This is a genomic window from Entomomonas asaccharolytica, assembly GCF_016653615.1.
In the GTDB taxonomy this organism is placed as follows: Bacteria; Pseudomonadota; Gammaproteobacteria; order Pseudomonadales; family Pseudomonadaceae; genus Entomomonas; species Entomomonas asaccharolytica.
Genome location: NZ_CP067393.1, coordinates 2938454 through 2961456 on the forward strand (window position 1 = coordinate 2938454; position 23003 = coordinate 2961456).

Consider the following 23003-nt stretch of genomic DNA (forward strand, 5'->3'; position numbering starts at 1 on the left):
GTTATACATACAAATATCTCCTTTATTGTTGACACTTCTTTTATTTTTATTGTTTGTCTCTGTTTATTATTTTTATTTTTCAACATTATTTTTATATTATTTTTGTTTGATTTTATATAAGCATAACTCATGCCAGAAATACTATTATTAGTAATTACAGTATCTTATAGTTTTCATTCTTTAAATAAACAGTTGTTGATCTATAAAATGTTACCTTTCTACCCGATAAAGTGTTACCTTCCATAAACACACTTTTTTATATCAGATAATCCTATTCGTCTATATAATAAGTATTCATTCCTGACCTCAATGCAAGCCTAAAATGTTTGATAAATTTAATTTAAATAGTCGCTTAGTGAAAGCCTTAACAACATCAGCTTTAACTACTCCTACCACTGTGCAAGAAAAAACTATTCCATTAGCCATGGCAGGAAAAGATCTTTTTATCACCTCAGCAACAGGCACAGGTAAAACACTTGCTTATGTATTACCACTTCTACACCGTTTACTAGAAACAACTAAACCTGCCTCTGGCTTACAAGCACTTATTATTCTGCCCACAAGGGAACTGGCAACACAAACCTATAAAACTATCCAACAAATAGCTCGTTTTACTTTCTTCCAATCTCTATTAGTTACAGGTGGTGAAGGGCTGAAAGAACAAGCTGCAAAATTACGTAAAAATCCTGATATTGTTATTGGTACACCAGGCAGATTAGTTGAGCATTGGAAAAAACAACAATTTGATTTAAATAATCTCAAAATATTAGTCTTAGACGAGGCAGATAGAATTCTGGATATGGGATTTGGAGAGGATGTAAATACCATCATTGAAAACTGTCCTGCTAATAAGCAAACGCTTTTACTCTCCGCCACTAAGGGCAATAATGCTTTACAGGCGTTGATTGAAAATCTATTGCTGTCTCCTATAAATATTCATTTAGAAACATCAACTAAAGCCAATAGCAATATATCACAACAGATAATCTTTGCTGACAATACCGCTCATAAACAACGCTTAATTGAATGGTTATTAGCGCATGAGAGCTATCAAAAAACGATTATCTTTACTAACACACGTAATCAAGCTGATTTATTAAGTAAAACTTTTACTGCTACGCAAATTAAGCATGCTGTGTTGCATAGTGAAAAAACAGCTGAAGAACGCAAGCAGACTATTAGTAGACTCCATCAAAAACATATTACTATTTTAATAGCAACTGATGTAGCTGCACGTGGTTTAGATATCGAAGGTATCGATTTAGTCATTAACTTTGATCTACCTAGAACCACGGATGAATATATTCATCGCATCGGCAGAACAGGTCGTATGGATAATAAAGGTACTGCCATATCACTGATTGACGCTGATAATTGGAAGGCATTAACGAAAATTGAACACCATTTACATCAAACATTAGAAAAACGCACTATCGAGAGTTTAGCAGGTAAATTCCAAGGTTTAACTGATGAAAAGGTTACAGGTAAAAAACCAGCTAACCCATCCACCAAGGCTAAGATAAAAACTAAATCACATAAAGAAAAAAAACCATCATCAAGAGCAAAAGAGCAAATATCTACTTTAGTAAGTAGTGATGGTTTTGCACCTTTAAAGCGGAAGAAATGATTACTAATTATAGTTGTTTCTATATAATTTTAGACAAGGCGAATGACTGAAGATAGTACAATTACTACAGCAAAATCATTCAACGATGTATAAAAATATGGAGTAATAACTATAGTTACAAATGGCTCTATAAAATACCCTAGTAAAAAGATAAACTATACAAAAATTTTAGTTTACAGTAACAACTGAATTGAGGAAAAATCGTGGATACTATTGAAACCATTAAAGAGCAAATTGCTAATAATCCTGTACTACTTTATATGAAAGGCTCTCCAAACGCACCTCAATGCGGCTTTTCAGCAAGAGCAGCACAAGTTCTGATAGAGTGTGGCGAAAAATTTGCTTATGTGGATATACTTCAACACCCTGAAATTAGGGCTGAATTACCAAAATATGCTAATTGGCCAACTTTTCCACAATTATGGGTGGGTGGTGAGCTAGTAGGTGGTTCAGATATTTTGTTAGAAATGCACGAAAAAGGTGAATTAAAACCACTAATTCAAGCAGCAGTTAATAAATAATAGTATTAAGGGGTGATAACTATTTATCACCCTTTTTATATAACCAATTTTATTGCTATTAACCACATAATTATTCCTATTAAAAAATCCAATACTCTCCAAGAACTTGGTTTACTAAACCAAGGCTTTAGTAATCTTGCCCCATAACCTAAACAGAAAAAGAAAAAACAAGAGGCACAAATAGCTCCTAGTGCAAAATAACCGTGCTGGTTGGGATACTGATTAGCAATAGAGCCTAGTAACAATACAGTGTCTAAATACACATGTGGATTTAGCCAAGTTAATGCTAAACAAATTAAAATAGTGGTTTTTAAAGATTGCTTATTGGCTTCCTTTATCTGCAAAGCATCATTATGGGTAAAAGCTTTCCAAAAACTTATAGCACCATAACAAAACAAAAATACACAACCTATATAACGCATTATCCATTCAATACTTGGAATTATTTTTATAACAAATGATAATCCGAATACGCCAACCGCAATTAAAATAGCGTCCGATAATGCACAAATCAAACATACCCAAAATACATGTTGCTTATACAGACCTTGTCTTAGCACAAAAGCATTTTGTGCACCAATAGCAACTATTAAGGATAGACCTAAACTAAACCCTGCTACAGCGGCATACATTTAATAACACCTAATATCATGACTTCTTAATTTAAAGTGACTATAATGCTGTAAACACCTGATTAAAACAATAGGATTAGTATTTTGACAGAACAAGTCAATGAACAATGTCGTCTAGATAAATGGTTATGGGCTGCTCGTTTTTTCAAAACTAGAATCATTGCAAAAGAAGCTATTGCTGGTGGTAAAGTCCATTGTCAAGGGGAACGTTGTAAACCCTCTAAAAATATCCGTATTGGTGACGAATTAACCATACGTATTGGCTATGATGATCGTGTTGTTATTGTTAAAGAGTTATCTGAGATTCGCAAAGGAGCATCTGATGCTCAAATGCTTTACCAAGAAACGGCTGAAAGCGTCCAAAAAAGGCAACAAGCAGCCATTGATCGCAAGTTAGGTATGCAAGGTATCCAAACCGAAGGACGTCCTACTAAAAAGCAACGCCGTCAAATTCATCAATTCCGCCAATCTTCTAACTAATATGACACTACTTATTACCCTACTTGCTGATGGTAAATTTCACTCAGGTGAAGAATTAGGTAAGGCATTAAATATAAGCCGAGCTGCTGTCTGGAAACGGCTAAAGAAACTAGAAAATGATACTAACCTGACTATTCATAGTGTTAAAGGTAAAGGGTATAAATTAGACTCTGCTCTTTCTTTGCTAGATAATAAGCTACTTAATCAGCAAATTAATCAATGGCCTATTACTGTGTTACCGAAGGTTAACTCTACTAATACAGAGTGTTTTCGCCTTCTAAACACAGGGATGCCAGCCCCTTTAGCTGTAACAGCAGAACAACAAACAGCAGGTAAAGGTCGTCGTGGTAGACAGTGGGTTAGTCCTTATGGTCAAAACCTTTACTACAGTTTACTCATTGCTTTAAAAAATGGCTCCCATCAACTAGAAGGGTTAAGCCTTACTGTTGGTTTAGCTGTATTACAAGCTATTAAAAAGATGGGACTTACACAGGCTGGATTAAAATGGCCTAATGATTTGCTATTTGGTAATAAAAAACTGTGTGGCATTCTTCTGGAAATCACTGGAGACCCTGCGGATATTTGCCATGTAGTGATAGGTATTGGTATTAATGTTAATATGCCGAAAGCTATTACTGAGATTAATCAACCATGGACATCTCTTCGACAAGAACTAGGTGCACTGATTGATCGTAATAAGTTACTTATTGAACTAAACCATTCACTCTCTTATTATTTAAAAACTCATTATCAACATGGTTTTAGAGCACTAAAAGATGAATGGCAAGAGAATAACCTCTGGCAACATAAAACAGTTAACTTACTGCAAGGAAATCAACAAATTACTGGAGAAATGCTAGGTGTTGATGATAATGGTGCATTAAAATTACTGGTTAATAATGAAATTCAATATTTTAATGCAGGTGAAGTTAGTTTAAGATTAGCGACTCCAACTCATGACCAAAATTAATTATGATTCTTGAACTCGATTGTGGAAATAGTCTGATTAAATGGCGTATTTTAAACAGCCATGCTGAAGTCATTGCGCGTGGAGCAAATCAACAACTACAACAGTTGTTAACTGATATTGATAATAACCAACAAACTTTTCGTTTTTGTCGTATAGTCAGTGTGCGATCAGAACAAGAAACCTCACAGCTTATTAAAAATATAGAAACCAAATATTCAACATCTGTTATGCAAGCTGTTTCTTGCAAAGAATCATGTGGTGTTAAAAATGGTTATCATGATTATACTAGGCTAGGCGCTGATCGCTGGGCAGCTATTGTTGCTGCTTACCATCAAAGCCAACAGGCCACACTCACATTGGGCTTTGGTACAGCTATTACTTGTGACTTTATTGATAAATCTGGTCAACATTTAGGTGGATTTATTGCACCTGGGCTAATGTTAATGCGCCAACAATTATTATCTAATACTAATCGTATTCATTACCATGAAGACTTAGCAAAAGACTTACTTTCCCCTACCGAGAGACCAGGTGATTCGACAGAATCTGCAGTTAATGGTGGGTGTCACCTTATGTTACAAGGTTTTATCAGCCAACAACTAGCATTAGCTAATCAATATTTTGGTCAACAATTTACTATTTATGCGGCTGGTGGTGATGCAAGCTATTTTAATATACCAAAAGCACATCATATGCCTGATCTTGTTTTTTATGGTTTGTCATTACTCTGCCCTATAACGGATAATTTATAATGCGTTGGGTATTTGTATTTTTTGTTTTTTTAAATATATTCTTTTATATCTGGCAATATCAGCAAGCAACACCAACCTCCTTAGATAACCCAGTTACTACAACTTATGGTAATACAGAAATACCTACTATTAAACTATTTAAAGAACAGCCGATGGTGGATCAAACAGCTACGATTGATGAAAGCGAAAATCATCAAGAAATACCACCTGCAGATTTGTCCACAGAAAAAGAACTAGCTGATATAGATAATGCTGAAATTAAAGAAGTAGTATCTGAACCATTAACCTGTTTATATTTAGGTGGTTTTACTAACCCAGTACAACTTGATGTTATTAATCCTTTTTTAGAAAAATTAACTACTAATATTAATCCAATAGTTATTAAGCTGACAAAAGCACCTAAATTTCATCTATACGTATTAGCTAATAACGAAATAGAGCAACAAGCTCTTTTAGAAATACTCGACAATGCCTCTATTAATGCACTGATAATTCCTCGTGGCTTATTGAAAGATAATATAAGTTTAGGGGTATTTACAGAGGAAACTGCTTATAGTGATATACAGGATAAATTGAAAGCGTTAGATATCACTGTAAAAATCGAGAATCTATCTGAATCAGCAAGTAGTTATTGGTTAAAAATAACCAATGATAAACGCTCATTGTTTACTTATACGATTTTAGCTGAACTAACCCAGCAGCTACCTTCTATGCAACAAGAACTAATGCCTTGTGACTTTGCAGAAAATTAAAAATTAAGTGTTGGTGCTAACTTTTGTAGTCGTTGTATTTTTTTCATAGGGAGTTGATCGGGGGTAAGAGTTCCTGAATGTCTTACATAGGAAATACGTTGGTTTAATAAACTTCCAGTCATTAAATTACCTGTAAAATAATAATTAACTTCTCTGGTATCTTTAATTGAATTAACAATAGGCTTTAATTCACCCCAAATATTAGTAGACACTACAATATCAAATTGCTGTGTTGAAAATGCAGGAATATCTTGCCAAATGGGTTCTTCACCCGTGCTAATCTCAATACCATTTAATAACACTTTATAATCTAACGTACGCACATATAATTTTTTGCTTTGAGAATTTTTTATATTGATATTTAATTTAAAACGTTGTTCAAATGGATTAGCTTTTACAAACTCTAAACTCTCTAACTTTACCTCCACAGGATGACTATTTATCATCACACATCCTGACAGTGGAGCTGACACTAGCAATGTTATTATCATTTTTTTTACTAGACACATAGTATTTCCAAGAAAACTGCCTCTAATTTATATTAAGTAATAGCAAACAAGCATAAATGGTTATTAATATTCAAACAAGTCTCTATTAAACTAATATTTAAATATATTTTGATTGATTACTATAACTTATCTGCCATTAAAACCTATTCTACAATGGTTAAATAGCTATTGAAAATTATACAGTGACAGATTTTAAAAGAGGATTTGCGGTTGGTAGATTTTCTCCTTTACATAAGGGAGATGAGGCGCTTATTCATTTTGCCAATTAGCCACGCCAAATAACTCTACTTATCCCTGATCAAAACAAGAATTTAATTACTACCAAACGAGCTACTAACAACAATGATTACCCATTTTATTTTTATAACCAATAACTTAATGTTTTAAACCTAACCTATATTCTTTTTAGGGGTAGCTACATTATCTCTTAAATAAACAGGCTCAACTTTTTCAGCAGAAATCATTTCGTTTCTTTGCCATGCTAATAGAGCTAATGTTAGTAAATCCTGAGCATCTGGCAATAAACTATCATCTACTACTTCGCACTGTGCAGGCATTTGTTCTGCATACTTCCAACCCGTACCTACCCCAAACCATTTTTCGTTTATTTGGGGTAGTTGTGCCAGTTCTGGAGCTAATACTTGCTCCTTACCTATTAAACACATTTCTTGTTGTTGTAGCTGATAACATCCCCAATAAATCTCATTCATACGCGCGTCAATGGCTACAGCAACCTGTTCTATTTTATATTCACGCCATGCCCGTTGAGCTAAAACAGACAAATCAGATATCGCTATTACTGGTTTATCCAAAGCAAATGCTAATCCTTGAATAACGCCTGTCGCTATACGAACACCTGTAAAAGCTCCTGGCCCACACCCAAAAGCCAAACCATCAATAGTAGACAAAGAACAACCAACTTCTGCCAAAACTTTGTTAATCATAGGCAAAATCTGCTGTGCGTGTAGTTGAGGAATTACCTCATAACAAGTATATAATTCATCTTGATGCAATATAGCAACTGAGCAAGCTTCAGTCGCTGTATCTATGGCTAGTAGGGTTGTCATAAACGCTTTACTTAAAGAGAGATGACAGTATTACCTATCATCTTATTGATTTTAACTTAATGCTTGTAACACTTGCTGTGTAATCTCATCAACACTACCAATACCCATAATACGTATATATTTTGGGTTACCATTTTTTTGCGCAAGATTCTGATAGAAACTAACTAGTGGTTCTGTAGAATGATGATATTCTGTCAAACGTTTACGAACAGTTTCTTCAATATCATCTTTACGTTGAATTAGTGGTTCACCTGTTACATCATCTTTACCTTCAGCTTTAGGTGGGTTGTGTTTAATATGATAAACCCTACCTGATGATTCATGTACACGACGGCCAGAAATACGCTCAATTACTTCTTCATCATTAACCGCAATTTCAACCACATAATCAATATCAATACCAGCATCACATAATGCTTCAGCTTGAGGTATAGTTCTTGGAAAACCATCAAATAAAAAGCCGTTTTTAGCATCGGGCTCGGCAATGCGCTCTTTAACTAAGTTAATGATAAGCTCATCAGAAACTAGCTTACCTTGCTCCATAATTTCTTTTGCTTGTAAACCTAAGGGAGTACCAGCACGTACCGCAGCGCGTAACATATCCCCTGTAGAAACTTGTGGGATATTAAACTTCTCAGTAATAAAACGTGCTTGAGTACCTTTACCAGCACCAGGCGCACCTAGCAGAATAATTCGCATAACTCGCTCCATTAAACCCAATAAAAAAAACACAATACAAGGATAGATCTTTATCTGCAAGCTTTTATATAAGGAAAAAATAGCTTGTATTAAAAGTTTATTATATTTATTTACATAAATAACAATACATAAAATAACTAAACCAAGTCAACTATTGAATAACAAAATATCAATAAAAAAGGCACCTAAAAGGTGCCTTTTTATTAAGTCTCAGCTGATTACAGGCTAAATTTATAACCAATACCAACCATATAAACCCATGGATTAACATCTAAGTCTACTTTAGCACGGTTTTTACCATATCCTAATCCTGCTAAACCATTAACACTCACTGATGCTTGTGTATCGATATTAATATAACGCACTTGAGCATTTAACATTAAATTATCAGTGATCATATAATCAGCACCAATTTGTGCAGCCCACCCCCAAGTATTTTTTACTTTAAAGTTACTGTATGCTGCTGTACCATGTTTTGCACGATTACTTAAAGACTCATTAAAGAACCAAGTATAGTTAAGACCTACACCCATATATGGCTGGAACGCTTGAGCAGGATCAGCAGGATAATATACCACGCTTAAAGTTGGCGGCAAATGAGATACTTTACCTAATTTACCATTAGCAACATCATTTAATGCTGGATTACCCAATGCGGCTAAAGTTGTTCCTTTAATTCTAACATTATGGGTGAATGGTGTAGCACCTAATAACTCAACACCAATATGATCAGTAACCATATAAGCAAAGTTCAAGCCTAACTGAGTATCACTATCTAAGGTAGCTCTTCCACCAATATTATTACCAGCTAAGGGGCCATGTTTAATTTTAACATTACCACTGCTTTCATGTGGATCAACAGTTACAGCACCAGCACGGATAATAATATCACCAGCTTTGTGAGCCTGAACCATAGGAGCTGCTAAAGCAATAGCAAGCACGGTTGTAGCAAGAATAGACTTTTTCATAGGTACTCCAGTTTCTATAATTAAGTTAAGTATTAAGTTATCTCCTGAAAAAAATCATATATCAGGAATGAATTTCTAGCTTGTGGGAATGCTATTATAGTTTTATAAACAATGCATTTATTACAAAATGTTCGTTCATCTTTTAGACAGCTTAATAAATAAAAGCCCCTTTTCTGTTGACCGTAAGCAACAAATACATAAAATTTAAACTAATCTTTAATACAATGCTTGATACAACTTTTTACGATAACTTATTACTAATGGGTGATCATTTCCTAATAGATCAAATAGTTGGATTAGTGTTCTTCTGGGTAAATCATCTTGATAAGTTCTATTATGTTTAAATAATACAAACAATCTTTCCATTGCGAACTCATACTGTTGCTGTGCCAACTGTGCAATAGCTAATTGATAACATAGCTCATCACTATTTGGCTGTTCTTGTAATTTAAATTGTAACGCCTCAACGCTAGGTAAATCAGCTGCTTGTTTCAAAAAGGTTAATTGTGCTTTAGCCGCTACTAATTCATGTTTACAATCATCGTCAATAACAGCATTTAAAATTGTTTCCGCTTCAGATAATTCACCTCGCTCCGCTAAACATCGCGCATACAGAATTAAGGCAGGCATATTGGTATTATCTTGCTCTAATAACTCCTTTAATAAAGCCTCTGCCTCTACTTTATTATCTTGTTTATAAAATGCTTTAGCTTGTTCCAGTAAGTCACCCTCAGGAGTATTTGGCGCTTCAATATATTTTTCAAGCATTTTACGAATATTAGCCTCAGTCGTAGCTCCTGAAAAACCATCAATTGGTTGGCCATCTTTAAATAGTACGACTGTGGGAAGGCTACGCACACCAAACTGAGCGACAATTTGTTGTTGCTGATCACAATCAACTTTTGCCAATACTAACTGCCCATCGTAAGAAGTTACTATTTGCTCAAGTAATGGGGTTAATGTCTTACAGTGCTCGCACCAATTAGCCCAAAAATCAATAAGAACAGGCTTATTGAAAGAACCTTCAATAATAATTTGATCAAAGTTATCTAATGTAATATCTACAATATTTATTTGCTTATTCATACTCTTTATATCTCTAAATGCCCTATATTTAGGTTATAGGTTATTAATCATCAAGTTCTAAACTTGTTATAATATGTCGATAACTACTCATCCGTTTAGGATGAATTTTTCCTTCATCAATAGCCTTTAATAACGCACATCCTGGCTCTTGTTGATGTTTACAGTTACGAAACTTGCAATGCCCTAAATAGGGTTTAAACTCAATAAACCCCTGCTCAACTATCTCTTTATTAATATGGGTTAAAGCAAAATCTCTAATACCTGGTGAATCAATTAAATTCCCTCCCATAGGTAAATGGAATAATTTTGCTGTTGTGGTTGTATGTGCTCCCTTATTAGTTAACTCTGATAAAGCACCTACTCGCAACTCTGCCTCTGGTAGTAATGTATTAATCAATGATGACTTACCAACACCTGATTGTCCTACAAAAACACTCATATGGTTATTTAATGCTGTTTGTAATTGATGAATAGTTTCTGGCAAACATTTAGATACTTCCAAAATCTGATAATTTAAATTTCGATAAATATTCAACAGATCTTCCAACTCACTGCTATTCTGCTCATTTACCAAATCTAATTTATTAAAGAGCAATAAAGGCCTAATCCCTGCATGCTTAGCGGCAATCAAATAACGATCTAATAAGTTAGCATAGGGTGTGGGCAAAGGAGCAAAAACAATAACTAATAGATCCACATTAGCAGCAATAATTTTTAAGCGGCCAGAACTATCTGTCCGAGAAAGCTCAGAAGCTCTTGGCTGTATAGCTGTAATAATTCCATTTTGCTGATTACCTGTCCGCCATACTACCTTATCTCCTGTCACTAAAGGAGGTAAATTAGCTCTTAAGTAACAACGATAACGCTCTCCCTGCTTGCTTTCCACTTCGGCTTGAATACCAAAATGTGCTGTTACTAACCCTAACTGTTCTTCACCAAAATCGCCACCTGCCAATTCTTCTTGCAACTTCGACTCACGCTGATTAGCACGGCTATTACGTTCTTCTTGAATTTTCTCAATACGCCAGCGTTGGCGGCGGTTAAGTTGGCGTTTAGCCATAACTATTAAATCTCATTAGTAATACTTCATTATCAAAAAACTAATTCTATAATAAATTGCTTAAAGTTATAAATTAATTATTGGTTTATCACCAGTTAGGAAACCAAACAATACCTCACTGCAATATTGTCTTCGATTTTTCAATAAATAACTGAGGACATTATGACAGTAACAACACCCACTAACTACATACAATACCAAGCAGACGGTATTGCGACTAATTTCTCTATACCTTTCCTATTACTTGCTGATAATGATTTAGAAGTCTATTTAGATAATAATTTATTAACTATAGGTTATAGCTTAAAAGGTGTTGGCAATCCAATAAGTGAAATTATTTTTACTATTGCCCCTAGAGGCACGCTTTTATTACAACGAAAAATTACCTTACTAAGAGAAACAGATTATCAAGAAAATGGTGATTTATTAGCTAATACCCTAAATAAAGATTTTGATAGACTCTACTTAGCTTTGCAAGGAATCAGTCAAGATAACTCTAAAACACTTAGAGTAGAAGATGCCAAAGGTATTGCTGCATTATCTTATGCAAAAAATAGAGCTAATAAGCTATTAGGATTTGATAGTGAAGGGCAACCTTTACTCATTAATACCAATTCTGGTAGTGCTTTAGAGCTAGCCAAAGACTTAGCAGACCCTAATAACCCAATTAAGGGGGCGGGAATGTTAGGTTATAACGAAAATCTTAATTACTCAAATAGAACTGTAGGTACTGCATTAAAAACTATTTCACAAACAATTCCTAAAATCACTATTTCAGTAGATAAGCCAAATAACTCTATAGGCTCAGAAGGAGAAATTTGGTTACAATTAGAGGAAGAGTAATGACAATTCTATTTAAAAAAAATAATCAATGGCTTCCTATAAAGAATATTTATAGTTATCAAAATAATCATTGGAAAAGCATTAAGCAGTGTTATGTAAAACAATCAGGTATTTGGCAAAATGTTTGGCAAAATACCATTATTTTTATTAATGATATTCCTCAAACCAGTATTAGTATTTTTGAATTAATGGGTAGCCCTTCTAAATCTGGAGATTATATTTTTATTAATAATGCTGAAATAACTGCTAACTATGGTGAGCCTGCACTAAAAACAGGTATTTTTCCTAAAAAATCAAAACTTACCATTATTAATAACTCTTATATTAGAGGGCATGGAGGTAATGGAGGCAAGAGTAGAACAGATGGAGAACCAGGTGGCGACGCTATTTTAATCGAATACCCATGCATAATTGATAATAACAATGGCTATTTATATGGTGGCGGCGGCGGTGGTGGCGGTTTTTGGGTATCCTACTCTAGTGATGACTCATTCTGGTATGCATTAGGAGGCAGTGGTGGTGCTGGCTCTATATCAGGTATTAGTGTAGAAAATCTGACTGGTTCTATAGGAAATCCAACAACAGTAATCAACCCAACTAATGGAACAATAAATAATGGAGGAGGTTTTGGACAAACAGCTTATACAGGCAACCCTCCTGCCACTTATAAGTCTGGTGCAGGAGGAGGATTAGGTAAAGCAGGAGAGACCGCAACTTTGTATTCAGGAGGAGGAAAAGTACGCCATAAATTATATTCTGGCGGGGCTGGAGGTTTAGCAGTCAATAAAAATAATTTTGAAGTTACTGTATTAAATATTAATGAAGAAAATATTAAAGGTGAAATTCTATGAATAATCCAAATAAGTTTATTGTTGTTAAGGTTGATCCTGTGAATAAAACAATGGTGATTGATTGGGGCTATATCCGTTTAAACCATAGAATACCTAATCAAATATTAGAAAACCCTCACTTATCTCAAAATGAAGTTATTGAGTTAATAGAAAAAATGAGGCCAAAGCAACCACAACCTATAGAAATTCCAATGGGTTTACAATCATTAATTGATAAAACTGATCAACAGTTAAGCCAACAAATTATTCAAGATGAGATTCTATTATGAATCACAAACAAATATCTATTAGAGGTTGTATTCTTTGCATTGGAAATGGCGTAGAAGATGACACATTTACAAATCCTAATAAAAATGTTGGTGAAATTAATCATTATATTTTTCCAATATTAGGAAGTGGTAGTGTTTCAAATGGACAGAAAAGTCTTTTATTAGAAGAAGGAAAATTAACTGATTTAACAGCATTTGTAGGCAATGAGATCAACTATCAAGTCGCCAAAGAATCTGAATGGGTGGCTTTTAATTCCCTTTTAGAGCGAACAATGAATGTGCAGATAATCACAGAAACACCTACTAATCTATATAAGAACGATCTAGAAGAAACTATTTTCGTAGCATTAAAAGGAGAGGTAACTATTAATGAAAAAAGTTTACTTCCTTTCAAATCAGGTCGTTTATTTAAAAGTAATAAAGCAACTATTATATTAAATGAAAATAGCATATTAGCGGCTATTACCTTTAAAGAGTAATTAATTTTATAAATATCCCCTTATTTTCAAACTAAAAACATATTCTTATAGATATTTTTTGCAAAAAAAAGCCAGTCATTGCAGAATATCAACTAATTAGTATTTTTATTTAAAGTTCTTATAATTTGAGCTATCAGTAAGGGGATTTTTTATATGCAAGATCCAAACAATCTTATATGGATTGATCTTGAAATGACAGGGCTAAATCCAGACAAAGATGTGATTATCGAAATAGCCTCTTTAATTACTGATAGCCAACTTAATGTATTGGCAGAAGGTCCTGTTATTGCTATTCATCAACCAGATGATCTATTAGATACTATGGATGAGTGGAATACTACCCAACATGGCAATTCTGGTTTAACTCAGCGGGTCAAAGACAGCAAAATAACTACTGCTGAAGCGGAGCAACTGACTTTGGAGTTTTTTAAACAATGGGTACCTGCTAATTGTTCTCCTATTTGTGGTAATAGTATTTGTCAAGATCGGCGTTTTCTTTATCGACTTATGCCCAAGGTGGAATCATACTTTCACTATCGAAACTTAGATGTCTCCACACTAAAAGAACTAGCTAAACGTTGGGCACCAGAAATTATGGATGGTTTTAAAAAGAATAACACTCATTTGGCTATGGATGATATTAAAGACTCTTTAGCAGAGCTAAAATATTACCGCCAACACTTTATACAATTGCCTAAATAAGCTATGACTACACCTCAGCCAGTAATACTTGATAAAACCACAGTACCTAAACTACCTCCCCGCCCCTTAGATGCCCATAAAGGGCAGTTTGGTCATCTTTTAATTATAGGTGGCGATCATGGTACAGGTGGTGCTCCTTTGTTATCAGCTGAGATGGCATTACGTGCTGGCGCAGGCATGGTTTCTATGGCTACACGTCCTGAATATATTTGTGCTGTACTAGCCCGCAGGCCTGAAATAATGTGTTTGGGCATTCATTCTGCTAATCAACTCTATTCATTAACCAAAAAAGCTAACGTATTGGTAGTGGGTATGGGATTAGGACAAAGCGCATGGAGCCAGAGCTTATTATCTATAGTAGCTACTATTGATAAACCGCAAGTATGGGATGCCGATGCTTTAAATCTATTATCACAAGGAAAAGCTAAGCTACCAAGAGACAGTATTATTACTCCCCACCTAGGAGAGGCTGCAAGATTACTCAACTGTGATATAAAAACTATCCAACAAGACAAAGTACAAGCAGCTATTAAGATTAGACAACAATATCAGTGTACTGTAGTACTAAAAGGAAAAGGAACACTGATTGCTGGCTTAGATAATAGCCTCACCCTTTGTGAACATGGACATCCTGCAATGGCAGGCGCAGGCTTAGGTGATGTGTTAGCAGGTTTAATAGGTGCTTTACTTGCTCAGCACTTAACAGCCACAGAAGCAGCGCAACTTGCTGTTTGGTTACATGCTAGGGCAGGAGAACAATTAGGAAAACAAGGCCGGGGTTTATTAGCCAGTGATTTATTTCCCGTTATACGCAAACTATTAGAAGAACATTGTCCATGTCTATAATTTTTACCGTAGATGAACCTACTATGCTACAAATTGCAGCTAAACTAGCAAAAATCAGTAAGGGAGTAGGTGTATTCTATCTAAAAGGTGATTTAGGGGCAGGTAAAACTACTTTCTCAAGAGGATTCTTACAAGCTTTAGGTCATCAAGGTACTGTTAAAAGTCCAACGTTTACTTTAGTAGAACCCTATCAATTATCTACAGGTATGGCTTACCATTTTGATTTGTACCGTCTTGCGGATCCTGAAGAACTAGAGTTTATGGGAATTAGAGATTATTTTACAGAGAATTCCTTATGCTTAATCGAGTGGCCTGAGCAAGGACAAGGTGTACTTCCTCCATCAGATCTACAAATAACTATTGAGCATTTAGCTAATCAAAGAAAACTAATCCTCACACCTTTTAGTGAAAAAGCTAGGCTTTGGTGCAATACTTTAAATACACTAAATTAAGTTATATTCTGTAAACAAATCTTCCCCTATTCCATTATTTAATAATGGCATACTTTGTGCGATACTGTACTAATTTTAGTGATAAATAAGCAACAAATGGATCTATATAAATAACCATTGCTTTAAAAATATAGAGACTCTTAATGGCAATAAAAAGGCTGTTTGCAAATACAATAGGTGTTTTACTACTACTTATTACTTTTAATGCATTTGCAGAAACGACAATTAAGGGAGTTCGCCTATGGCGTGCCCCAGATAATACACGTATTGTATTTGATCTATCAGGGCCTGTTAAACATAACATGTTCACCCTGAGTGGCCCTGAACGAATCATTATTGATATAAGCAATATAACATTAGCAACCTCTTTGGATGATTTAAATCTTAAAGATACCCCTATCACTAGTATCCGCAGTTCAGCCCAAGGTAGCAAAGATATAAGACTTGTTTTTGATCTCTCAAGCAAAGTAACACCTAAAGTCTTTACTCTGCCACCTAATGAACCATACGGAAATCGTTTAGTGGTTGATTTATACGATAACCTAGCAACATCATCCATATCAACAACCACTGTGACCAAAACAGAGTCAGCCATTACGACGACCACTGTTACTACAACCGCCCCCTCTCCTACTATTACTAGAAGCCGAGATATTATTATTGCTATCGATCCAGGGCATGGTGGAGAGGATCCTGGTGCGATAGGTTCTGGTGGCAGAAAAGAAAAAGATGTAGTACTACAAATTGCCAAAGAATTACAAAGAGAGCTTAACCAACAAAATGGCTTTAAAGCTGAGCTCACTCGTAAAACAGATTACTTTATCCCTTTAAGACAACGCCCACAAATTGCTAGAAAAATGGGAGCAGATCTCTTTATCTCCGTTCATGCAGATGCTGCACCCAAAGCAGCAGCTTATGGCGCATCGGTATTTGCTATTTCTGACCGCGGCGCCACATCAGAAACAGCTCGTTGGTTAGCAGATACTGAAAACCGATCAGACTTAATTGGTGGCGCAGGTTCTGTAAGTTTAGATGGAAAAGATCAAGTTCTTGCAGGGGTATTATTAGATTTATCAATGACTGCTGTAATGTCATCTAGTCTTGATGTAGGCCAGAAAGTACTGGATAATATGGGCAAGACAACAGCCCTACATAAGAAAAGAGTGGAGCAAGCAGGTTTTGTGGTACTAAAATCTCCAGACATTCCCTCTATTCTAGTGGAAACGGGCTTTATTTCAAATCCAAATGAAGCAAGAAAGTTAGCCACTAAAAGCCACCAACAAGCACTGGCAAGATCTATTCGAACAGGTGTTGTAGCTTACTTTAAAAAGAATCCTCCACCAGGCACATATTTAGATCAATTGCGTAATGGTGGACAAGTGGCTGCATCTACTCATAAAGTAACCAAAGGTGATACATTAGGTGCTATTGCCGTGAGATATGGGGTAAAAATAGCTGACCTTAAAAAAGCTAACAACCTTGCTAATGATAATATACGGATTGGTCAAACATTAAAAATCCCTGCAAAATAATGGAATTGCTATGTCACAAATTCATTTACTTAGCCCTTTACTCGCTAACCAGATAGCAGCAGGCGAAGTAGTAGAAAGACCTGCCTCTGTCGTTAAAGAGTTATTAGAAAATAGTTTAGATGCAGGTGCTAAACGTATAGATATCGATATTGAACAAGGTGGCACTAAACTATTACGTATCCGTGATGATGGCTGTGGTATTATTTATGACGATCTTACACTTGCCTTAGCACGACATGCAACCAGCAAAATCAATGATCTAGAAGACCTAGAACATGTTTGTAGTTTAGGTTTTCGTGGTGAAGCATTAGCTTCCATTAGTTCTGTTTCTAGGCTTACTTTAACTTCACGCACAGCCGATGCTGAACAAGCTTGGCAAGTAGCTACTGAAGGTAAGCAGATGGAAAGCAAAATACAGCCAGCAGCTCATCCTAAAGGAACGACTTTAGAAGTAAGAGACTTATTCTTTAACACGCCTGCTCGCCGTAAGTTTTTAAAAACTGAAAAAACCGAATTTGACCATATTCAAGAAGTAGTTAGACGTTTATCGCTCGCTCATTTTGAAGTGGCTTTTCACCTTACCCATAATGGTAAAACCATATTCTCACTACACCCTGCTCTTGACGAAATTGCAAGAGCAAGAAGAGTAGCGCTTGTTTGTGGGAGTGAATTTTTGAATCAATCCACAACCATTGCTATAGAAAGAGAAGGTTTACACCTTTATGGATGGGTTGGTTTACCTACTTTTTCTCGTAGCCAAGCAGATTTACAATACTTCTATGTAAATGGGCGGATGGTTCGCGATAAATTAGTAGCCCATGCTGTACGGCAAGCATACCGTGATGTTCTTTATAATGGTCGGCACCCTACCTTTGTGTTATTTCTACAACTTGATCCTGCTTTGGTAGATGTTAATGTACATCCTACCAAACATGAAGTTCGTTTTAGAGATGGCCGATTAGTTCATGATTTTCTTTATAGCTCATTACATAGGGCATTAGCAGAAGTTCGACCAGAAAATCAACTGGCTAATGCTCCTGTCATATCTCAGCCAATAGTAACTGGTAAAGAAGCAGGTGAATTTGCGGGACAGAGAGAAATGGGTTTAGCCAGTACTATTCAAACCACTTCTGCCACAACCTCTAATCATAATTTCTCAGCAAATTACACACCACCTTATAATAGAAATAATGTACCTCCACTGAGTGAACTGAAAGGTAAATATGAAGCTTATTATGCGCCTTTAGCAGATGATACCTCCCTCACATCTATAGACGCACCAGATACTCCTCCATTAGGCTATGCATTAGCCCAATTAAAAGGTATCTATATTCTAGCTGAAAATGAGCAAGGTTTAGTGTTAGTAGATATGCATGCAGCCCATGAACGTATTACTTATGAACGACTCAAGCTAACTATGCAAACAGAAGGTTTAAAAGGACAGCCTTTACTTGTACCAGAAACCATTGCTGTTAGCCAACGTGAAGCAGACTGTGCCGAAACACATAGCCAGTGGTTTAGCCAATTAGGCTTTGAGTTGCAAAGATTGGGGCCAGAAACATTAGCGATTAGACAAACACCTGCATTACTAAAACAAGCACAAGCCAATCAATTAGTACGCGATGTATTAGCTGATTTACTAGAATATGGTACCTCTGATCGCATTCAAGCCCATATCAATGAGTTATTAGCCACAATGGCTTGCCATGGCTCTGTGAGAGCTAATCGTCGCTTAACGATTCCTGAAATGAATGCACTATTAAGGGATATGGAACAAACAGAACGTAGCGGGCAATGTAATCATGGTCGCCCCACTTGGACACAACTTGCTTTAGAAGATTTAGATAAACTGTTCTTAAGGGGTAAATAATGACCAATAAGTTACCCCCTGCTATTTTTTTAATGGGTCCTACTGCTTCAGGTAAAACAGATTTAGCATTACAACTGGCTGATAAACTACCTTGTGATATTATTAGTGTCGACTCTGCACTGGTCTATAAAGGTATGGATATAGGCACTGCTAAGCCATCTAAACAAATACTTAGCCAATATCCCCACCAACTTGTAGATATTCTAGATCCTGTTGAAGCCTATTCTGCTGCTGATTTTAGTAAAGATGCCTTAGTAGCAATGGAGCAATCAACTAAGCAAGGGCGAATCCCCTTATTAGTGGGTGGTACTATGCTGTATTACAAAGCATTATTAGAAGGACTGGCCACCTTACCTTCGGCGGAACCTGAACTACGTACTACTTTAGAAAATCGAATTAAGCAAGAAGGTGTCAGCGCACTACATGAAGAGTTACAAAAAATTGACCCTTTATCAGCCACTCGAATCCATCCTAATGATCCGCAACGTATTATCAGAGCATTAGAAGTATATTTGCTCACTGGTAAAACACTTACAGAGCACTATCAACAACAAAATGACACAAAAAACCAGTGTGGACATGCGCTACCCTATACTATGGTGCAATTTGCGATAGCCCCTGTAGAGCGTTATATTCTCCATCAACGTATTGAGTTACGTTTTAAGGAAATGTTAAAACAAGGGTTTATCGATGAAGTGGCTAATTTAAAAGCTAGGTCAGATTTACATGCCGATCTACCCTCTATGCGTGCCGTAGGCTATAGGCAAGTATGGGACTTTTTGTCAGGTAAATTGGACTTTGAAAATATGCAAGAACGTGGCATTATAGCGACACGTCAACTTGCTAAAAGGCAGTTTACTTGGTTGCGGGGTTGGCAAAATGTAAATTGGTTAGATAGTTTAGCCTCAAATAATTTATCGAAACTATTGAACTATTTACATATGACATCTATCTTATCTTAGTGTTAGCTGTTAATTATAATTTAAAAATATTAATTTTAAGGAGTTATTCCCATGTCAAAAGGGCATTCACTACAAGACCCTTACTTAAACGTTCTTCGTAAGGAACGAGTACCTGTATCTATTTATTTAGTTAATGGTATCAAACTACAGGGCCAAATTGAGTCATTTGATCAATTTGTTATTTTGCTTAAAAACACTGTTAGTCAAATGGTTTATAAACACGCCATTTCTACTGTTGTACCTAGTCGCCCTGTTCGTATGCCTACAGGTGAAGAGATGGGTATTACAGAAGAACCAACTAGCTTTTAATGGAAGTTTATATTGCTGTTTGAACGTCCAGGTGGCGGTGAAAAGGCTATTCTTATCCATTTGCATACTCAAGAAATGGATGAAAGAGAAGACCCTCAAGAGTTTCAAGAGCTTGCACATTCAGCAGGTGCTGAATGTGTAGCTTTTATTGAGATAAGCCGTTATCAACCCTCTGCTAAATTTTTAATAGGTTCAGGTAAAGTTGAAGAGCTACATGCTCAGGTTAAGGCTTTGCAAGCTGAACTTGTTATTGTTAACCATACCCTTACCCCTAGTCAGGAACGTAATTTAGAACGTGCCTTAGAATGCCGTGTTATTGATCGCACAGGGCTGATTCTTGATATCTTTGCACAACGTGCGAGAACCCATGAAGGTAAATTACAGGTTGAACTCGCTCAGCTAGACCATATGAGTACTCGTCTTGTTAGAGGCTGGACTCATCTTGAGCGACAAAAAGGTGGTATTGGTTTACGTGGGCCAGGTGAAACCCAATTAGAAACCGATAGACGCTTATTAAGAATTCGTGTTAAACAACTTAAACAGAAACTAGAGAAAGTTCGCAATCAACGAGAACAAGCTCGTCGAGGTAGACAACGTGCTGAAGTTCCTCTTATTTCTTTAGTTGGTTATACCAATGCTGGTAAATCCACATTATTTAACGAATTAACACACTCTTTAGTATTAGCTGCCGACCAACTGTTTGCAACTCTTGATCCGACACTGCGTCGCCTGGAATTACCTGATAAAGGGCGGGTAGTTTTTGCGGATACAGTGGGATTTATTCGCCACTTACCCCATAAATTAGTGGAAGCATTTAGAGCCACTTTAGAAGAGTCAGCTAATGCTGATTTACTGATCCACGTTATTGATGCTCATGAACCTGAGCGTATGTTGCAAATTGAACAAGTCCTTAAAGTCCTACAAGAAATAGGCGCAGATAAGATACCGTTATTAGAAGTCTATAATAAAATAGATTTAATGGATGATGTTGAACCACAAATACAGCGTGATGATAATGGCAAACCACAAAGAGTATGGTTATCTGCACAAAATAATCAGGGACTTGATTTACTTATCAAGGCCATTGATGAATTACTTAGCGATGATATTTATACAGGTACCTTACGTTTATCACCCTCACTCAGTAAATTAAGAGCCCGTTTTTTTGAAACTAATTCTGTTCAAAAAGAACAAATTGATGAGCAAGGTAATTCACTCCTTACTATTCGTATTAGCCAAATTGATTTAAGTCGTTTACTAACCAAAGAACATCTTAATAAAGATACATTTTTGCAAGAATATACCATTTGATTTTATAACAAAAAAAGCCACTTATTATAAGTGGCTTTTTTATTAACCCACTATTCTATTCAGAATGAAGTTCTTCTGCCGCATACAGTGTATTTTCTAGTAAACAAGCACGTGTCATTGGCCCTACCCCACCGGGTACAGGAGTTATCCAATTGGCTCGTTGAGCCGCTTTTTCAAACTCCACATCACCCACTAACTTACCATCAGGCATACGGTTAATACCTACATCAATAACAATCGCACCTGGCTTAATCCAATCACCTTTAACCAATCCTGGCTTACCTACGCCAACTACCACTAAATCTGCATTAGCTACGTGAGCAGCAAGATCTTTAGTAAAGCGGTGAGTAATGGTTGTAGTACAGCCTGCCAATAACAACTCTAAGGCCATAGGACGACCAACAATATTAGAAGCACCTACCATCACAGCATTTAATCCATAAAGATTTTCTTTAGTGCTTTCCAGTAGTTTTATAATACCTTTAGGGGTGCATGGGCGTAATAGCGGATTACGCTGTGCTAACCGACCAATATTAAATGGATGAAAACCATCCACATCTTTATCTGGACGAATTCTTTCCAACAAAGGAGCGGCATCTAAATGTTCTGGGAGTGGTAATTGCACTAAAATTCCATCGATAGCAGAATCATCATTCAGCTTATCAATAAGTGATAATAACTCTTGCTGTGTAGTAGAAACAGGCAAATCATAAGACTCAGAAATGAACCCTACTTGTTCACAATCTTTACGTTTATGAGAAACATACACTTCAGAGGCAGGATCGTTACCTACTAAAATCACTGCAAGTCCTGGAATACGTAATCCACGTTGACGACGATCAGCTACTTTTCTAGCAATATCTTCGCGAATATTAGCAGCAATGGTTTTTCCATCAATTAATTGTGCGGTCATAGTCTCATTTATTTAGTCAGCAAAATATCTATTTTCTCATAGAGTGATAATTACAATAAAGTCTTTTTATATTTTTACACAAGCTATTCTTCTAACCAGACTTCCGCAATCCATTCCCACAAAGTATCCCATTGTTGTTCAGAGAGCTCTCCATTCTCCCAAAGCAACACTACACCATCAGGATCTATACAATAATAGCCTGCATTAATTTCACAAATGGGCAATAAATACCGTGGTAAGCCATAAGACCACGCAGTAGCAGCCATTTCTGGTAAATAGGTATGAAGATGAGGGTCAGCTATGGTGGCAGGCTCTAAATGACCATATATAACATCACTTGCATTAAGCAAGTAATACCTAAAGTCACGGGGAATAGGTAACAACAACTCCTCTTGTACAGTAACCAATTGCTCTTCATCTGGTAATTCAAGGGGAGTAGCAACGTCTTCTGCTAGCTCTCGCAATCTTTCTAAAATTTCTTCCATCAAAATAAAAACCCTGCTGAATTAATAGTTAGAGTGTGTATTACTCTAACTATTCC

27 protein-coding genes are annotated in these 23003 nt (G+C 36.0%); 18 read left to right on the plus strand and 9 right to left on the minus strand.

The genetic code is table 11. The features are described from left to right. Positions 1 to 322: 322 nt before the first annotated feature. Together JHT90_RS13640 and grxD are read left to right on the plus strand one after the other, a co-directional pair. Positions 323 to 1627, plus strand: coding sequence for a DEAD/DEAH box helicase (locus tag JHT90_RS13640; RefSeq protein WP_201091950.1), 1305 nt, complete (start codon positions 323 to 325; stop codon positions 1625 to 1627). Between the two features lie 203 nt (positions 1628 to 1830). Continuing rightward, on the plus strand, positions 1831 to 2148 hold the full coding sequence (gene grxD, locus JHT90_RS13645) for a Grx4 family monothiol glutaredoxin (RefSeq protein WP_201091958.1): 318 nt from the start codon (positions 1831 to 1833) through the stop codon (positions 2146 to 2148). Positions 2149 to 2183: 35 nt separating this feature from the next. On the opposite strand, the gene JHT90_RS13650 is transcribed toward grxD, so the two are convergent. Further along, a complete protein-coding gene (locus JHT90_RS13650) occupies positions 2184 to 2780 on the minus strand; it encodes a LysE/ArgO family amino acid transporter (RefSeq protein WP_201091960.1) in 597 nt (198 codons plus the stop codon). 84 nt (positions 2781 to 2864) lie between these two features. Here JHT90_RS13650 and JHT90_RS13655 point away from each other — a divergent pair, with 84 nt between their 5' ends. From JHT90_RS13655 to JHT90_RS13670, 4 genes are read left to right on the plus strand one after another with little or no spacing between them, the layout of a single operon-like run. Next, on the plus strand, positions 2865 to 3260 hold the full coding sequence (locus JHT90_RS13655; RefSeq protein WP_201091962.1) for an RNA-binding S4 domain-containing protein: 396 nt from the start codon (positions 2865 to 2867) through the stop codon (positions 3258 to 3260). Position 3261: 1 nt separating this feature from the next. After that, the gene (gene birA / locus JHT90_RS13660) at positions 3262 to 4230 is read left to right on the plus strand and encodes a bifunctional biotin--[acetyl-CoA-carboxylase] ligase/biotin operon repressor BirA (protein ID WP_201091969.1); all 969 of its coding nucleotides are present in this window, start codon (positions 3262 to 3264) and stop codon (positions 4228 to 4230) included. 2 nt (positions 4231 to 4232) lie between these two features. Continuing rightward, a complete protein-coding gene (locus JHT90_RS13665; protein ID WP_201091970.1) occupies positions 4233 to 4982 on the plus strand; it encodes a type III pantothenate kinase in 750 nt (249 codons plus the stop codon). Continuing rightward, positions 4982 to 5734: a hypothetical protein gene (locus JHT90_RS13670; protein WP_201091971.1), complete on the plus strand. Its 753-nt coding sequence runs from the start codon at positions 4982 to 4984 to the stop codon at positions 5732 to 5734. Before JHT90_RS13665 ends, JHT90_RS13670 begins: the two co-directional genes overlap by 1 nt. Here the strand turns inward: JHT90_RS13670 and JHT90_RS13675 are convergent. From JHT90_RS13675 to rsgA, 6 genes are all read right to left on the minus strand, one after another. Further along, the gene (locus JHT90_RS13675; RefSeq protein WP_201091977.1) at positions 5731 to 6180 is read right to left on the minus strand and encodes an LEA type 2 family protein; all 450 of its coding nucleotides are present in this window, start codon (positions 6178 to 6180) and stop codon (positions 5731 to 5733) included. The two genes, JHT90_RS13670 and JHT90_RS13675, sit on opposite strands and share 4 nt — an antisense overlap. 452 nt (positions 6181 to 6632) lie before the next feature. Further along, the gene (gene tsaB, locus JHT90_RS13680; RefSeq protein WP_201091985.1) at positions 6633 to 7310 is read right to left on the minus strand and encodes a tRNA (adenosine(37)-N6)-threonylcarbamoyltransferase complex dimerization subunit type 1 TsaB; all 678 of its coding nucleotides are present in this window, start codon (positions 7308 to 7310) and stop codon (positions 6633 to 6635) included. 51 nt (positions 7311 to 7361) lie between these two features. Further along, positions 7362 to 8009, minus strand: coding sequence for an adenylate kinase (adk, locus tag JHT90_RS13685; protein WP_201091987.1), 648 nt, complete (start codon positions 8007 to 8009; stop codon positions 7362 to 7364). Between the two features lie 218 nt (positions 8010 to 8227). Next, positions 8228 to 8977 (minus strand): OmpW/AlkL family protein, encoded by a 750-nt coding sequence (locus JHT90_RS13690; protein ID WP_201091989.1) that lies wholly within the window; start codon positions 8975 to 8977, stop codon positions 8228 to 8230. A 216-nt stretch (positions 8978 to 9193) separates the two neighbouring features. Then, entirely contained in the window at positions 9194 to 10063 is an 870-nt protein-coding gene (gene trxA / locus JHT90_RS13695; RefSeq protein ID WP_201091991.1) for a thioredoxin, read from the minus strand. A gap of 43 nt (positions 10064 to 10106) precedes the next feature. Further along, entirely contained in the window at positions 10107 to 11123 is a 1017-nt protein-coding gene (gene rsgA / locus JHT90_RS13700; protein ID WP_201091994.1) for a small ribosomal subunit biogenesis GTPase RsgA, read from the minus strand. Positions 11124 to 11285: 162 nt separating this feature from the next. On the opposite strand from rsgA, the gene JHT90_RS13705 reads away from it, so the two are divergent. The 12 genes from JHT90_RS13705 (at position 11286) to hflX (ending at position 21549) form a co-directional block, all read left to right on the plus strand. Next, positions 11286 to 11966: a hypothetical protein gene (locus JHT90_RS13705; RefSeq protein ID WP_201091996.1), complete on the plus strand. Its 681-nt coding sequence runs from the start codon at positions 11286 to 11288 to the stop codon at positions 11964 to 11966. Beyond that, positions 11966 to 12817, plus strand: coding sequence for a hypothetical protein (locus tag JHT90_RS13710; RefSeq protein ID WP_201091998.1), 852 nt, complete (start codon positions 11966 to 11968; stop codon positions 12815 to 12817). The genes JHT90_RS13705 and JHT90_RS13710 overlap by 1 nt, the downstream gene beginning before the upstream one ends. Further along, a complete protein-coding gene (locus JHT90_RS13715) occupies positions 12814 to 13086 on the plus strand; it encodes a hypothetical protein (protein WP_201092001.1) in 273 nt (90 codons plus the stop codon). The genes JHT90_RS13710 and JHT90_RS13715 overlap by 4 nt, the downstream gene beginning before the upstream one ends. Then, positions 13083 to 13565: a hypothetical protein gene (locus tag JHT90_RS13720; protein WP_201092003.1), complete on the plus strand. Its 483-nt coding sequence runs from the start codon at positions 13083 to 13085 to the stop codon at positions 13563 to 13565. The genes JHT90_RS13715 and JHT90_RS13720 overlap by 4 nt, the downstream gene beginning before the upstream one ends. A 153-nt stretch (positions 13566 to 13718) precedes the next feature. Further along, entirely contained in the window at positions 13719 to 14267 is a 549-nt protein-coding gene (gene orn / locus JHT90_RS13725; protein ID WP_201092006.1) for an oligoribonuclease, read from the plus strand. Positions 14268 to 14270: 3 nt separating this feature from the next. Continuing rightward, complete coding sequence (locus tag JHT90_RS13730; RefSeq protein ID WP_201092007.1) at positions 14271 to 15113, plus strand: NAD(P)H-hydrate dehydratase; 843 nt, start codon at positions 14271 to 14273, stop codon at positions 15111 to 15113. Beyond that, positions 15098 to 15565 (plus strand): tRNA (adenosine(37)-N6)-threonylcarbamoyltransferase complex ATPase subunit type 1 TsaE, encoded by a 468-nt coding sequence (tsaE, locus tag JHT90_RS13735; protein WP_379971775.1) that lies wholly within the window; start codon positions 15098 to 15100, stop codon positions 15563 to 15565. The genes JHT90_RS13730 and tsaE overlap by 16 nt, the downstream gene beginning before the upstream one ends. Positions 15566 to 15708: 143 nt before the next feature. Next, on the plus strand, positions 15709 to 17097 hold the full coding sequence (locus JHT90_RS13740; RefSeq protein ID WP_201092011.1) for an N-acetylmuramoyl-L-alanine amidase: 1389 nt from the start codon (positions 15709 to 15711) through the stop codon (positions 17095 to 17097). A gap of 10 nt (positions 17098 to 17107) precedes the next feature. Next, positions 17108 to 18967 (plus strand): DNA mismatch repair endonuclease MutL, encoded by a 1860-nt coding sequence (gene mutL / locus JHT90_RS13745; RefSeq protein WP_201092013.1) that lies wholly within the window; start codon positions 17108 to 17110, stop codon positions 18965 to 18967. Continuing rightward, positions 18967 to 19929 (plus strand): tRNA (adenosine(37)-N6)-dimethylallyltransferase MiaA, encoded by a 963-nt coding sequence (gene miaA / locus JHT90_RS13750; protein ID WP_201092015.1) that lies wholly within the window; start codon positions 18967 to 18969, stop codon positions 19927 to 19929. Before mutL ends, miaA begins: the two co-directional genes overlap by 1 nt. A gap of 51 nt (positions 19930 to 19980) precedes the next feature. Beyond that, positions 19981 to 20238 (plus strand): RNA chaperone Hfq, encoded by a 258-nt coding sequence (gene hfq, locus JHT90_RS13755; protein WP_201092017.1) that lies wholly within the window; start codon positions 19981 to 19983, stop codon positions 20236 to 20238. 12 nt (positions 20239 to 20250) lie between these two features. Then, positions 20251 to 21549, plus strand: a complete 1299-nt coding sequence (hflX, locus tag JHT90_RS13760; RefSeq protein ID WP_201092020.1) for a ribosome rescue GTPase HflX — start codon at positions 20251 to 20253, stop codon at positions 21547 to 21549. A gap of 55 nt (positions 21550 to 21604) precedes the next feature. On the opposite strand, the gene folD is transcribed toward hflX, so the two are convergent. Further along, positions 21605 to 22462 carry a bifunctional methylenetetrahydrofolate dehydrogenase/methenyltetrahydrofolate cyclohydrolase FolD gene (gene folD, locus JHT90_RS13765; protein WP_201092022.1) on the minus strand — a complete coding sequence of 286 codons (858 nt, stop codon included), beginning with the start codon at positions 22460 to 22462 and terminating at the stop codon, positions 21605 to 21607. Between the two features lie 83 nt (positions 22463 to 22545). Continuing rightward, a complete protein-coding gene (locus JHT90_RS13770) occupies positions 22546 to 22947 on the minus strand; it encodes an SMI1/KNR4 family protein (RefSeq protein ID WP_201095912.1) in 402 nt (133 codons plus the stop codon). Between the last annotated feature and the right edge of the window lie 56 nt (positions 22948 to 23003).

Coding starts and splice junctions, on each gene's coding strand:
- JHT90_RS13640 (WP_201091950.1), top strand. CDS start 323: ATGTTTGATAAATTTAATTTAAATAGTCGCTTAGTGAAAGCCTTAACA.
- JHT90_RS13650 (WP_201091960.1), bottom strand. CDS start 2,780: ATGTATGCCGCTGTAGCAGGGTTTAGTTTAGGTCTATCCTTAATAGTT.
- birA (WP_201091969.1), top strand. CDS start 3,262: ATGACACTACTTATTACCCTACTTGCTGATGGTAAATTTCACTCAGGT.
- JHT90_RS13665 (WP_201091970.1), top strand. CDS start 4,233: ATGATTCTTGAACTCGATTGTGGAAATAGTCTGATTAAATGGCGTATT.
- JHT90_RS13670 (WP_201091971.1), top strand. CDS start 4,982: ATGCGTTGGGTATTTGTATTTTTTGTTTTTTTAAATATATTCTTTTAT.
- JHT90_RS13675 (WP_201091977.1), bottom strand. CDS start 6,180: ATGATAAATAGTCATCCTGTGGAGGTAAAGTTAGAGAGTTTAGAGTTT.
- tsaB (WP_201091985.1), bottom strand. CDS start 7,310: ATGACAACCCTACTAGCCATAGATACAGCGACTGAAGCTTGCTCAGTT.
- adk (WP_201091987.1), bottom strand. CDS start 8,009: ATGCGAATTATTCTGCTAGGTGCGCCTGGTGCTGGTAAAGGTACTCAA.
- JHT90_RS13690 (WP_201091989.1), bottom strand. CDS start 8,977: ATGAAAAAGTCTATTCTTGCTACAACCGTGCTTGCTATTGCTTTAGCA.
- trxA (WP_201091991.1), bottom strand. CDS start 10,063: ATGAATAAGCAAATAAATATTGTAGATATTACATTAGATAACTTTGAT.
- rsgA (WP_201091994.1), bottom strand. CDS start 11,123: ATGGCTAAACGCCAACTTAACCGCCGCCAACGCTGGCGTATTGAGAAA.
- JHT90_RS13705 (WP_201091996.1), top strand. CDS start 11,286: ATGACAGTAACAACACCCACTAACTACATACAATACCAAGCAGACGGT.
- JHT90_RS13710 (WP_201091998.1), top strand. CDS start 11,966: ATGACAATTCTATTTAAAAAAAATAATCAATGGCTTCCTATAAAGAAT.
- JHT90_RS13715 (WP_201092001.1), top strand. CDS start 12,814: ATGAATAATCCAAATAAGTTTATTGTTGTTAAGGTTGATCCTGTGAAT.
- JHT90_RS13720 (WP_201092003.1), top strand. CDS start 13,083: ATGAATCACAAACAAATATCTATTAGAGGTTGTATTCTTTGCATTGGA.
- orn (WP_201092006.1), top strand. CDS start 13,719: ATGCAAGATCCAAACAATCTTATATGGATTGATCTTGAAATGACAGGG.
- JHT90_RS13730 (WP_201092007.1), top strand. CDS start 14,271: ATGACTACACCTCAGCCAGTAATACTTGATAAAACCACAGTACCTAAA.
- JHT90_RS13740 (WP_201092011.1), top strand. CDS start 15,709: ATGGCAATAAAAAGGCTGTTTGCAAATACAATAGGTGTTTTACTACTA.
- mutL (WP_201092013.1), top strand. CDS start 17,108: ATGTCACAAATTCATTTACTTAGCCCTTTACTCGCTAACCAGATAGCA.
- miaA (WP_201092015.1), top strand. CDS start 18,967: ATGACCAATAAGTTACCCCCTGCTATTTTTTTAATGGGTCCTACTGCT.
- hfq (WP_201092017.1), top strand. CDS start 19,981: ATGTCAAAAGGGCATTCACTACAAGACCCTTACTTAAACGTTCTTCGT.
- folD (WP_201092022.1), bottom strand. CDS start 22,462: ATGACCGCACAATTAATTGATGGAAAAACCATTGCTGCTAATATTCGC.
- JHT90_RS13770 (WP_201095912.1), bottom strand. CDS start 22,947: ATGGAAGAAATTTTAGAAAGATTGCGAGAGCTAGCAGAAGACGTTGCT.